General features: G+C 68.4%; 12 protein-coding genes and 1 pseudogene. All 13 read right to left on the bottom strand.

Annotation, left to right across the window (positions count from 1 at the left end; genetic code table 11):
* Positions 1-39: 39 nt before the first annotated feature.
* Complete coding sequence (locus DN771_RS23685) at positions 40-663, bottom strand: NADH-quinone oxidoreductase subunit NuoE family protein (protein ID WP_117000047.1); 624 nt, start codon at positions 661-663, stop codon at positions 40-42.
* Entirely contained in the window at positions 660-1,937 is a 1,278-nt protein-coding gene (locus tag DN771_RS29790; RefSeq protein ID WP_162942338.1) for a hypothetical protein, read from the bottom strand. The genes DN771_RS23685 and DN771_RS29790 overlap by 4 nt, the downstream gene beginning before the upstream one ends.
* Positions 1,934-3,271, bottom strand: a complete 1,338-nt coding sequence (nuoD, locus tag DN771_RS23675; RefSeq protein WP_117000046.1) for an NADH dehydrogenase (quinone) subunit D — start codon at positions 3,269-3,271, stop codon at positions 1,934-1,936. Before nuoD ends, DN771_RS29790 begins: the two co-directional genes overlap by 4 nt.
* Positions 3,271-3,810: an NADH-quinone oxidoreductase subunit C gene (locus DN771_RS30745; protein WP_117000045.1), complete on the bottom strand. Its 540-nt coding sequence runs from the start codon at positions 3,808-3,810 to the stop codon at positions 3,271-3,273. The genes nuoD and DN771_RS30745 overlap by 1 nt, the downstream gene beginning before the upstream one ends.
* A gap of 216 nt (positions 3,811-4,026) precedes the next feature.
* A pseudogene (locus tag DN771_RS23665) lies at positions 4,027-4,459 on the bottom strand (NADH-quinone oxidoreductase subunit B); the annotation flags it as partial.
* A gap of 47 nt (positions 4,460-4,506) precedes the next feature.
* Entirely contained in the window at positions 4,507-4,971 is a 465-nt protein-coding gene (locus DN771_RS23660) for an NADH-quinone oxidoreductase subunit A (protein ID WP_193615407.1), read from the bottom strand.
* A gap of 8 nt (positions 4,972-4,979) precedes the next feature.
* Positions 4,980-5,801 carry a hypothetical protein gene (locus DN771_RS23655; protein WP_117000043.1) on the bottom strand — a complete coding sequence of 274 codons (822 nt, stop codon included), beginning with the start codon at positions 5,799-5,801 and terminating at the stop codon, positions 4,980-4,982.
* Positions 5,801-6,862: a c-type cytochrome gene (locus DN771_RS23650; protein ID WP_162942336.1), complete on the bottom strand. Its 1,062-nt coding sequence runs from the start codon at positions 6,860-6,862 to the stop codon at positions 5,801-5,803. Before DN771_RS23650 ends, DN771_RS23655 begins: the two co-directional genes overlap by 1 nt.
* 225 nt (positions 6,863-7,087) lie before the next feature.
* Entirely contained in the window at positions 7,088-7,999 is a 912-nt protein-coding gene (locus DN771_RS30170) for a Rieske (2Fe-2S) protein (RefSeq protein ID WP_205528743.1), read from the bottom strand.
* A 21-nt stretch (positions 8,000-8,020) separates the two neighbouring features.
* Complete coding sequence (locus DN771_RS23640) at positions 8,021-8,848, bottom strand: cytochrome b family protein (RefSeq protein ID WP_117000041.1); 828 nt, start codon at positions 8,846-8,848, stop codon at positions 8,021-8,023.
* Between the two features lie 19 nt (positions 8,849-8,867).
* Positions 8,868-9,596, bottom strand: coding sequence for a selenite/tellurite reduction operon b-type cytochrome ExtP (extP, locus tag DN771_RS23635; RefSeq protein ID WP_420810937.1), 729 nt, complete (start codon positions 9,594-9,596; stop codon positions 8,868-8,870).
* 62 nt (positions 9,597-9,658) lie between these two features.
* Positions 9,659-10,072, bottom strand: a complete 414-nt coding sequence (locus DN771_RS23630) for a 4Fe-4S binding protein (protein ID WP_117000039.1) — start codon at positions 10,070-10,072, stop codon at positions 9,659-9,661.
* Positions 10,073-10,202: 130 nt separating this feature from the next.
* Positions 10,203-10,685 (bottom strand): hypothetical protein, encoded by a 483-nt coding sequence (locus DN771_RS23625; protein ID WP_162942335.1) that lies wholly within the window; start codon positions 10,683-10,685, stop codon positions 10,203-10,205.
* Positions 10,686-11,399: the final 714 nt, after the last annotated feature.

The following is an 11,399-nucleotide window of genomic DNA, read 5'->3' as shown; positions in this document are numbered from 1 at the left end:
AACGGCCGCTCGAACCCCGAGACGCTCGCTGAAGCGACATCACGCTCCTCCTGTCGGTTCGGGGGCGGGCATCCAGGGCGGCGGGCCATCGACGTCGTCGGGGTCGACGGCGCCGACACCGCGGTCGGCCGGGATGCGCTGGCGCACCTGGGCGAGCGTGCCGTGCGGGGGGATCTCGCCGTCGAGACTGCCGGCCTCGAGATCGTCGATGAGCGCCTCGAGCTGGTCGGGCGTGACCCGGAAGCGATAGCGGTAGTTCACCTGTAGGCACGGGGCCTCCGTGCACGCCGCCTGGCACTCGGCGTGATGCAGCGAGAACGTGCCGTCAGGGGTGGTGCCGCCGGCCTTGATGCCGAGACGGTGCTCGGCCCGGTGCATCAGCTCCTCGGCGCCGAGGAGGGCGCACGACATCGTGCCGCAGATGTTGATCAGGTACTTGCCCGTGGGCTCGAACTTGAACATCTCGTAGAACGTGGCCGTGCCGTACACCTCGGCCGGCGTGACGCCGACGAGCTCGGCGAGATGGGCCATCGCCTCGTTGGTGACGTAGCCGTCCTGTTCCTGGGCGAGGTGCAGCAGCGGGATGAGGGCGGACTTCGGCCGCGGGTACCGGGCGATGATCTCTCGCGCCAGCACCGTGTTCTCGACGGTCAAACGGCTCATGATGGTGCTCCGGTGAAGGTGAACGTCCCGAAGAACCCGGCGATCTCGGGATCGGTCGCGTCGACGGTCCCGAACGACAGGGCGAGGAGCTGGTGGACGTTGCTGCCGTCCGTGTAGATGCGGGACACCACGGTGGCCGGCTGGCCGTCCTGGATGAACGAGCCGACGAACTCGAGCCCGGTGCGTCCTGCCAGTTCGATCGGCACCGAGCTGACCAGCGTCGCCGAGAAGTCGCCCAGCGAGCCGTCGCGGCCGGCCTCGGCATCGAACGTGCCGCCCGCGGGCAGGGCGAAGTAGTTGACGGCGAACTCGCGATCGCCCCCACTGGCCCGCGTGGTGCTGAGGGGCAGCGAGCCACCGTCGCCCGTGGGCATCGGCTGGGAGGACGTCGTCGGCTCGGTGGGGAAGGCCACCGAGTAGCCGTCGGTGGGTGACGTGTAGAGCGTCCAGCCGGCGGGGACCGGCGCCGTCGTCGACCCGGCGACCGTCGGGACGGCCACGGTGGGCACAGCGATCGTCGGGACGGCGATCGTCGGCACCGCCACCGTGGGGGCGGCGACGGTGGGCACGGCAACCGTCGGCACCGCCACCGTCGGGACCGCGACGGTGGGCACGGGGATCGTCGGCACGGCCACCGTGGGGACGGCAGGCAGGGTGGTCGCCGCAGGGTCGATCGCCGCGGTCAGGTGGAACGAGTCGAAGAAGGCCACGACGATCGGATCCGCCGCAGTGAGCGTGCCGGCGTCGGTCGCGACGAGCTGGTACATCGCCGTGCCGGCATCGATGATGCGCTGGACGGCGGTGCCTCCTTGGACCGAGGCGACGAACTCGATGCCCGGGCGGCCGTCGACGGTGATCGCGACGCTCGAGATCAGCGTTCCACCCATCCCGGCGACGGCACCTTCGCACCCACCCTGCAGGTCGATCGACTGGCCGGCCCCCACCAGGGTGCGCGACACCAGGTAACCGGCCGTGCCGTCGATGACGCCCCACGTCGACGTCTCGGCACCGGTGCCCGGCACCGTCTGGGGCTCGGGCTGGCCGGGGAACGTCACGCTGAAGTCACCCTCGGGCGGGGTGAACACCACGGCACCGGCGGCCTGTGTGGTGGGCACGGCGGGCAGCGTGCTGACCGGCTCGGCGGTGGCGGGAGCCGTGGTCGGATCGATGCAGCCCGTGCCGGGAGGCGCGGGTGCGGCCATGACGGCTGCTCCCCCGGTGGCGACCGTACCGGCGACGACGGCCGCCAGGACGACCGCTCGCACCGGCCTCATCGGTCCACGTCCCCGAGCACCGGATCGACACTCGAGATGATCGCCACGGCGTCGGCCACGAGACGGCCTCGCATCATGTGGGGCAGCGTCTGGATGTTGACGAACGACGGCGCCCGCATGTGCATGCGGTAGGGGGTGGCCGAGCCGTCGCTGGCGATGTAGCAGCCGAGCTCACCGCGCGGGCTCTCGACGGCGACGTACACCTCGCCCTCGGGCACCTTGAAGCCCTCGGTGAACAGCTTGAAGTGGTGGATCAGGGCCTCCATCGACTCGTCGATGCGGGCCCGCGGTGGCGGCGTGACCTTCTTGTTCTGGATCCGGTAGTCGCCGGCCGGCATGCGGTCGAGGATCTGGCGCACAATCTTCATCGACTCGCGGACCTCGGCGATGCGGATGGCGTAGCGATCGAAGGCGTCACCGTACGAGCCGACGATCACGTCGAAGTCCATCTCGTCGTAGTGCATGTACGGCTCGTTGCGGCGGATGTCCCACTCGACGCCGGTCGACCGGAGCACGGGCCCGGTGGCGGCGAGGGCGATCGCTTCGGTGGGCGTGATCACGCCGACGCCCTGGAGGCGCTCGCGCCAGATCGGCTGGCCGGTCATCAGCACGTCGTACTCGTCGAGACGCGGCGGGATCAGGTCGAGGAGCCGCAGCACGTCGTCGCGCCAGCCGGGCGGCAAGTCGGCTGCCACGCCGCCGGGACGCACGTAGTTGTGGTTCATCCGCAGTCCGGTGACCTTCTGGAAGAACCGCAGCACCTCTTCGCGCTCGCGCCAGCCGTAGATCATCATCGACACGGCGCCGAGGTCCATGCCGTTGGTGGCGAGGAACAGCAGGTGGCTCGACATGCGGTTGAGCTCACTCATCAGCATGCGGATCCACACCGCCCGCTCCGGGATCTCCTCGTCGATCCCGAGCAGCTTCTCCGTGGCCAGCGAGAACACCAGCTCGTTGAAGAACGGGCTGAGGTAGTCCATGCGGGTGACGTTCGTGCCCCCCTGGAGGTACGTGAGCTGCTCGCCCGTCTTCTCCATGCCGGTGTGCAGGTAGCCGATGATCGGCTTGCAGCGCAGCACGGTCTCGCCCTGGAGCTCGAGCATCAACCGGAGCACGCCGTGCGTGCTGGGGTGCTGAGGCCCCATGTTGATGATCATCGTCTCGTCGGAATCGACGTCGAGATCGACATCGGAGATGTCGCCGAGCGCGGCGGCGTCCTTCTCCGACATACGCAGCACGGCGCCGACCTCGCGCATCAGCTCGACGGCGGTGAGCTCGCTGCGCGGGCGTAGCTCCTGGCCGGCCTCGGACGTCCTCGCGATCATCGAGCTCATCAGCGCTCCCCCACCTGCTTGAACTGCACGGGAATCGACCCGATCGCGTAGTCCTTACGCAAGGGGTGACCCACCCAGTCCTCGGGCATGAGGATGCGGGTGAGGTCGGGGTGGTCGGAGAAGACGATGCCGAACATGTCGAAGACCTCACGCTCCATCGCCTCGGTACCGGGATGGATGTGGAACAGCGAGGCCACTTCGGCGTCGTCGGCCGGGACCTGCACCCGCAGCCGGGCCCGGCGCGCACCAGCGCCAGGCGTGCCGACCATGTCGAGGAGGTTGACCACCAGCTCGAAGCGCTCCGCGGCAACCCCCTCGGGCAGGGCCCGGTTCGGGAGCTCGAGGTAGTCGACGGCCGTGAGGTCGACGCACATCGTGTAGCCGTCGTCGGCCATCGCCTTCACCGTGGCGAGATAGTTCTCGCGGGAGGGGTGCAGGACGGTCTGGCCACGGCTCTCACTGGTGATGCAGCCGTACAGCGTGACGGGTTCGGGAACCGTCGGAGCCTCGGGAGTGTCCTGGGCGGTGTCGTCAGCCATGCCTATACCCGTCCTTCCGGGGGCTGCGCCCCCCGACCCCATCGCATGCCGGCTCGCTGGCGCTCGCACGGCATGCCGGGCACGACCATGCTCCGAAGACTCCGCATGTTCATGCCCGTCCGAGCGAGACGGGGACCGGGCCCTGTGACGGGATCTCGGTCACGTGCACGTTGGCTCCCTCCCCCGGGGACCGTCGCTTGAGGATCTCGCCGGTCTCGATGAGGCCGTGCAGCGTCTCGATGGCGTGCAACAGCGTCTCCGGCGTGGGCGGGCAGCCCGGCGCGTAGACGTCGACGGGAACGATCTGGTCGACACCCTGGACGATCGCGTAGTTGTTGAACATCCCGCCGCTCGAGGCGCAGACGCCCATCGAGATGACCCACTTGGGCTCCATCATCTGGTCGTAGACCTGGCGGAGCACCGGCGCCATCTTCTGACTGACGCGGCCGGCGACGATCATGATGTCGGCCTGGCGCGGGGAGGCCCGGAAGACCTCCATGCCGAACCGGGCGAGGTCGTAGTGCGCACCGCCGGTGGCCATCATCTCGATGGCGCAGCAGGCGAGCCCGAAGTTGGCCGGCCACGAGCTGCGCGACCGGGCCCAGTTGATGAGCACTTCGAGCTTGCCGGTGATGACGTTGTGAGTCAGCCCGCCGAGCCCGTCCTCCTTGATGCTCGAAAGCAGTCCCGGCTCGCTCATGCCGCAGTCTCCCGTCCTTCCGTGCCCACACGGCGGATCGTCGTGTGCGTGGTCCGCTCGGCGGACAACATCGCCGCCTCGCCGTCGACCGGCTGCGCCGTCTGGCGCGGACCCCAGTCAAGTCCGCCGCGGGCCACCTCGTACACGAACGTGATGAAGAACAGTGCGGAGAAGATGAGGATCGCCACGAACCCGTACACGCCGAGCGCCGATCGCGACACCGCATACGGGTAGATGAAGATGATCTCGATGTCGAACATCACGAACAGCATCGCCACGATGTAGAAGCCGACCGGGAAGCGACGTGGGGGTTCCCGGGACGGCACGATGCCGCTCTCGTACGGCGCCTCTTTGGCGTCGGACGGGCGCTTCGGGGCGAGGAGCCAGGACGCGACGAGGGTGATGCCTCCGAAGATGACCGCGAGCACGGCCAGCACGACGACGGGCAGGTACTGCGACACGATGGGGCCTAACCCGCCGGCGCTGGTGCGGCGAGGTTGCGTTCGACGGTCTGGTCGCGGCGGTGGAGCAGCCAGCACAAGGCCCCAAAGATGAGGCCGGAGCCCACCGTGAGCACCTGGGCTGGCTGACGCCGGGCGCCGAGGTCACGGATCATGTAGACGAACTGGCGCTGACCGTCCTCCTGGATGATCGCGCTGGCCGGCGCCCGGCCGGCCTCGGTGCGGGTCGGCTCGGTGGGAGCCACCTCGACCACGACGTAGCGCGGATCGTGCATGAAGGCGAGGAAGTCGATCGACTCGCCGATCTTCGGCCAGCGCTCACCGCCGACGTCGTAGACGGCCGTCGCGACGTAGCCGCCAGCGGCGAGCGCCTCTTCTTCTTCGATGAACGTCTGGGCTGCGGCGAACGCCTGGCCGTACTCCGGCGAGGCGGCGTCGAGCGCCTCCCAGCCCTCGGCCTCGAACGCGGCCGAGATGATCTCGCCGCGCTCCTGGAACGACGCGCCTTCGGGGATCTCGATCGATCCGTCGAGCACCCCGGCCGTCGTCAAGGCGTCGGTGTCCTGGATGACCGTGCGACCTTCCATCGCCTTCCACGACGGCATCGGGCCTTGCATGCCGATGCCGTAGATCATCCAGATGATGCCCATCATCATCATCCAGCCGGCGAGGGCGGCGAGCGACACGAGGAACCCGAGGCGAGCACCGAGGTTGGTGCCGAGGATCAGGTAGACGGAGCCGCAGAGCACCGCCACCGAGATGATGACGATGAGGATGCCGCGGAGCTCGGGCTCCCAGTTGATGGCGAGGATGGAACCGAGCGCGCTCATCACAGGCCCCTCACGTACTCGACGATGGCTTGGATCTGCTCGTCGGTGAGCATCGAGCCGAAGGCCGGCATGCGGCCCGTGCCCTGCCCGCCGTTGCCGTAGCCGGCGCCCTGCGTGGTGCCGTCGGCGATGAACTGTTCCATGTCCTCGGCCAGCGGGAAGTGCTCGTTGGTGGAACCACCGGTGAGGTTCCAGCCGAGACGCCCGGCCCCGGGTGTCTGCGGATCGCCGTAGTTCCAACCCTCGGTGTGGCAGCGGGCGCAGCTGAACGCGCCGCCGGCCAGCTCGAGATTGAACAGCGCCTCGCCGAGAGTCTCGTACCGACCATCCTCGACCGCCGCCTCGGCGGCGTTCTGGATGTCCTGCTGGATGTCGGCCGGAAGGTGTCCGGTCGGGCAGAGCGGGTCGCCCTCCTCCTCGGCGCTGCAGTTCTCGCGGGGGATCTGGATCGATTGCATGTACATCACCAGCGTCTCGAGCTGCTGGGCGTTGAGCGGCCCGCCACCGTCGAGACCCCAGGCCGACATCGGCGTGCCGGGCCGGCCGTAGGTGAGGATGTAGGTGACCTCTTCCTCGTCGAAGCGGTAGAAGACGGTGTTGAGGGCGGGGGCGATGAAGTCGACCGACGAGACCTCGCCGGTGAGGGGATCGGTGACCGTGCCTTGGGCGACGCCTCCTGTGGCCTGCATCGTGCCATGGCAGCCGGCGCAGTTGAAGCCGCCGTTCTCGGTGGTCTCGAAGAGTCGAGCGCCCCAGCCGACCATCGTCGCGTTCTGCTGGGCGACGGCGCCGGCCTGACGATCGGGTTCGAGCACCCAGTAGAGCGGCAGGCCGACGACGATGACGGCGAGCAGGAGCACGCCGATGAACTGCACGAGCTCGAGGCGCTTGCCTTCGAGCTCCTCGTCGGAGTAGTAGGGCTTGCGGTTGGCCGCCAGCTCGATCTCGGAGCCGAGTTCGCGCCGGGCCGCACCCTGATTGAGCGCGGCGTACACGATCCAGCCGAGGACGACCACCACCGCGAGAATCCAAGCGACGGTCGTCGGAGCAATGGCGATCACGAACACACCGTCCCAGAGTTCACGCGGCGTGAGAACCGGTCTGCCACCATGTCGCGGTACAACCTCCGTCGGGGGTGTGCGAGGGGGCGGTAGCCCCCTCGCCAGGCGGCATCAGGCGAGCTTGCTCGCCGCCGCCGGCAAGTTGGGTGCGGCGAAGCCGCTCCGATTTCTCCTCGCACGCTGCAGCGAGCGAGCGAAGCGAGCGACGCGAAAGCGGACGACGCGTCAGTGGCCACCGCTACCTCCGCCGATGCAGTGTGGGCCTTCGGCTTCCTGGCCGGTCGTGTTGGTGCCGATCACGGCACCGTTGACCACGGTTCCCGTGGCGATGGTGACGTTGCCACCACCGTCGACCGAGATCGGGAAGTGGTCCATGCCCCGCGGCGCGGGGCCGGCCTTCTTCTCACCGACGCGGTTGTACTGCGAGCCGTGGCAGGGGCACTCGAACCAGCCGCTGGTGGCGCACTCGGGCACGCGGCAGCCGAGGTGCGGGCACTTCTGGTAGAGGGCGACGATGCCGTAGTTGGCCATGCCGGCGTAGATGTTGGTGGGGTACACCGCTTCGGCCTTGGGCAGGGCGTCGGACGGGTACTCGGTGATCCAGGCGCGAGCCGACGGGGCGTAGAAGAACCCGGCGTTGCTGCGGGCGCCGTCGATGATGTCCTGCAGCTTGCCCACGGTGACGTCCTGGCCGAAGCCGCCGGTGGCCGTCGGCCAGAGGAAGGCGACGAAGCCGGCCGCGGCGAAGGCCCCGATGCCAGTGGAGGTGAGCGTGATGGTCGCCTTGTTGAAGAACTGGCGGCGCGAGACGCCGATGAGCTCGGGGTCCGGCGGCACCCACGGCGCCGGAGCGGCGGAGGCCGCTGGGACCGGCAACGAGGGCTTGCGTGCCTCGCGTCCGGCCTGCTCGACCTCGGCGGCGGTGAGCCCGGTGGACGACGGGGCGTCGTCGGCCCGCGTGGTGGTGCCCTCGACGTCGGCCCGGGCGCGGCGAGCCGAGCGGTCCCGCTGACGGGTCTCGGCCGAGAGGGCTCCGGCGCCACGCACGTCGCTGCGACGGGCGGTGGTGATGAAGGCCAGGGCGCCGAGCACGACCGCGGCTCCGATGGCGATGGCGATGATGGCTGCGTTCGACATGATCAGTGGCTCCTTTCGCGCTCAGAGCTCGAAGAAGAGGCCGTCCCTCCAGGGCAGGGTGAAGTTGAAGCCGGGGCCGCGGAAGAACGAGCCGATGATGACGAGCACCGCCCAGAACATCAGGTGGATCGTCATCAGCGAGGTGGCGAACTTCCGGTCCTCGGGCTTGTTCGACGGGTTCTTGTCGATGTACGGGGCGAAGATCAGCACGATCAGGCCCACGCCGGGAATGGTCACGCCGGCCACCATCGGGTGGAACATCGTGAGCAGCTCCTGCAGACCGAGGAAGTACCACGGGGCCTTCGACGGGTTCGGCGTCTGGTTGGTGTTGGCCAACTGGAGCAGCGGGGCGTTGACGAAGATCGAGAAGACGAACGTGAACGCCAGGCAGGCCAGCGCGGCGACGAACTCGGCGGCGAGCAGGTGCGGCCAGGTGTGCACCTTGTCGACCGGCGACGCCTTGACCTCCTGGATCGATCCGCTCTTGACGACGGTGAGGAGACGCTGGGTGTGACCGCCGGGACCGGCGCCGATGGGCACGCCGCCGCCCGTGGGCGCCGCCGTGACGATGTCGCCGGGCCGTTCGGCCACGGCCACCGCGCCGCCGCTGGAGGGAGCGGCGGTGTCGCCGCCCTCGGCTCCTCCAGCCTTTTGGGCCTTCGCCGCGCGCGACCGCTCGAGCAGGTGCGCGGGGATGCGCGACTCGGCGTCGCTGGGCGCGGCGGCGGCCGCGTCGCCCGCCGGAGTGGAGTCGGCGGCCGCGCCACCGGCGCCTTCGGCGCGGTCGGCCTGGGCCTTGTCGCGTGCCGCTTGGGCCCGCTTCAGGAGGTGTTCCGGAATCTCAGTCATGTGGTACCTACCCGACGGCTCAGAGCGGGCCGGAGATGCCGCCGTCCTTGCGGACTCGCCAGAAGTGGATGGCCATGAAGATCACGATGATGAACGGGAACATGAGCACGTGCAGCACGTACCAGCGCAGCAGCGTCTCGGGCCCGATCTCGGCGCCGCCGAGCAGCACGAACCGTACGTCCTTACCGAAGACCGGCGTGTACCCCATCATGTTGGTGCCCACGGTGACGGCCCACAGGGCCAATTGGTCCCACGGCAGCAGATAGCCGGTGAACGACAGCAGCAGGGTGAGCGTGAGCAGGATGACGCCGATGACCCAGTTGAACTCGCGGGGGGCCTTGTAGGCGCCGTGGTAGAAGACGCGGGCCATGTGGAGGAACACCGACAGCACCATGAGGTGAGCACCCCATCGGTGCATGTTTCTCACCAACAGACCGAACGTCACCGACGTCTGCAGGTTGGAGATGTCGTTCCAGGCCGCCGTCGCCTCGGGCCGGTAGAAGAACATCAAGAAGATGCCCGTGACCGTCAGCAAGATGAAGAGGAAGAAGCTGAGGCCGCCGAGGCAGAGCGTGTAGCTCACCTTCACGGCGTGGCGCTTCACCTTCACCGGGTGCAGGTGGTACAGCACCGAGTTCATGATGACGTAGCTGCGGTTGCGCGGGCTGTCGGTGTAGCCCTTGCGGAAGATCGAGCCGGGGCGGAAGATGCTGCTCCAGACCTGGCTGCCCTGCACCCCGTCCTGCATCGCCTTGGCCCGCTCCTTGACGGTCGGGCGGGGCTTCTCGTCGATTACTTTCGCCATGATCCTTAGAACCTCATGCCGTAGGCGTAGCCGTGGCTGTTGGTGCGGGTGTGGGAGTCACCGGTGGCGGCGGGCTGGCCCACCTTGCCGAGGATGATGACGCCCGTCGGGCACCGATCGACACACAATGCGCAACGTGTGCAGATGTCGTCGTCGATGGTGAACACGACGTTGTCGGAGGGGTCCTCGCCGGGCTTTTCCGTGCCGACCGCCTCGACGATCGCCTCGGGCCGCACCATGTGGATGCACTTCCACGGGCAGATGTCGACGCAGCCCTCGCACATGATGCACTCGGTCTGGTCGATGTGGATGAACTGCTTCGGCTTGACGGCCTTGGTGAGGTAGTCGGCGTCGACCTCGACGAGCGTGTACTCGTCGGTGTACGGCATCATCGGCGGATTGGCGTCGGTCCTCGCCATCAGCTGCGTTCCCTACAAGCGATTCGCTGAAGCTCAATGGCCACGCAGGCCGCGTGGACGGCCGGCTCCGCTAGCGCTCCGCCGGCCTTGGCCGCGCGGACTTCGGGACGCTCGCTGAACCCGTTCATCGTCATGACTTCCTCACCAGCGGGCGACCGAAGGTGGAGGTTGCGACCTCGGTGCTGGGCTTGGTCTCGCCCCGCGACTGCCACCACTTCCAGATGAAGATGATCAGACCGAAGTAGACGACGTGGATGAGAACCACGACGATGTCGCGCACCGCTTCGTACTGCAGGGTGATCGGGTTCCAGAAGCCGCCGAGTGCGGTGGGCTTGAGGAAGCCGCCGGGCCCGTAGATGATCTTGTCCTTCGACCAGCCGAGGTTCTTGTCGGCGTGGTCGATCCACTGGTGCGGGGCGACGCCGAACGCCACGAACATCGTGAAGAAGGCGTAGGCGGCGCCGAGCATCGCTTCGCCCCACGAGACCGGCTTGCCGACCGGACGCCGCTTGCCGTACGGGATCACGGCCAGCGTCATGGCGATCGCGCCGAAGAACGACACCAAGAAGGCCATGTTCACGCCTGGCCACTCCAAGGGGTCGATGGCGATCATGCCGGTGCTTGCCTTTCTGCTTCGCTACAGCTGGGTGGGAGAGATTCGGGTGGAGGTTCGTCTGTCGGTCGACACCGATGGGCACATCGGCGGGACGCGACCCACAGCTCCGTCCGCAACCCTACTGTGACCGGCGTGTTGCCGACATGGTGGGCGGTTGGGACGAAGTCGTGGCGTTTGGCACCACAGTGTTTCCGGTCGCGTCCCGCCGGTCCAAATGCGGTTGTGATCGGCGCCGGACATCGGACACAGATCCCCGCCCCGGCCCGGTGGCGCTCTGTTCGCCAGTCCCGCGTTCGGCACCGGAGATTTCTGAGTTGCGCCACGCTCTCGCCTATCGTGTGCTCCCGACCGCGCCGCGACGGCCTGCCGTCCGGAGATCAGATCGCCCGCCCACCCGAACTTCGCATGGAACCGCAGAGCACGTGACCGAGATTCCCGAACCTTCAATTGCGTTCCCCACAGGCGGGTCGCCGAGGCTTAGTGCCCACGCAGGCCGCGGGTGGCCGCTCACTCGCTGGCGCTCGCTCGCTGGCACCGGTACCGACGTATGACTGAGATTCCCGAACACCTACTGAAGCGCTCGCGTGACCGGCGCTCCGCGCTCGGCCTCGGGGGCGAGGGCGACGCAGGAGGCGAGGCCGCGGCGCCCGCCGCCGGCGCGGCCACCCCGGCCACCTCCGCCCCCGCCGCCACGCCCGCAGCAGCGACCCC

This window comes from Desertimonas flava (assembly GCF_003426815.1).
GTDB lineage: Bacteria > Actinomycetota > Acidimicrobiia > Acidimicrobiales > Ilumatobacteraceae > Desertimonas > Desertimonas flava.
The sequence above is the reverse complement of the archived record's forward strand: the minus strand, read 5'-3'. Positions and strand labels throughout refer to the sequence as shown.

Excerpts from the sequence above, each read along its gene's own strand:
- DN771_RS23685 (WP_117000047.1), bottom strand. The coding sequence starts at position 663 with ATGAGCCGTTTGACCGTCGAGAACACGGTGCTGGCGCGAGAGATCATC.
- DN771_RS29790 (WP_162942338.1), bottom strand. The coding sequence starts at position 1,937 with ATGAGGCCGGTGCGAGCGGTCGTCCTGGCGGCCGTCGTCGCCGGTACG.
- nuoD (WP_117000046.1), bottom strand. The coding sequence starts at position 3,271 with ATGAGCTCGATGATCGCGAGGACGTCCGAGGCCGGCCAGGAGCTACGC.
- DN771_RS30745 (WP_117000045.1), bottom strand. The coding sequence starts at position 3,810 with ATGGCTGACGACACCGCCCAGGACACTCCCGAGGCTCCGACGGTTCCC.
- DN771_RS23655 (WP_117000043.1), bottom strand. The coding sequence starts at position 5,801 with ATGAGCGCGCTCGGTTCCATCCTCGCCATCAACTGGGAGCCCGAGCTC.
- DN771_RS30170 (WP_205528743.1), bottom strand. The coding sequence starts at position 7,999 with ATGTCGAACGCAGCCATCATCGCCATCGCCATCGGAGCCGCGGTCGTG.
- DN771_RS23640 (WP_117000041.1), bottom strand. The coding sequence starts at position 8,848 with ATGACTGAGATTCCGGAACACCTCCTGAAGCGGGCCCAAGCGGCACGC.
- extP (WP_420810937.1), bottom strand. The coding sequence starts at position 9,596 with ATGCAGGACGGGGTGCAGGGCAGCCAGGTCTGGAGCAGCATCTTCCGC.
- DN771_RS23630 (WP_117000039.1), bottom strand. The coding sequence starts at position 10,072 with ATGGCGAGGACCGACGCCAATCCGCCGATGATGCCGTACACCGACGAG.
- DN771_RS23625 (WP_162942335.1), bottom strand. The coding sequence starts at position 10,685 with ATGATCGCCATCGACCCCTTGGAGTGGCCAGGCGTGAACATGGCCTTC.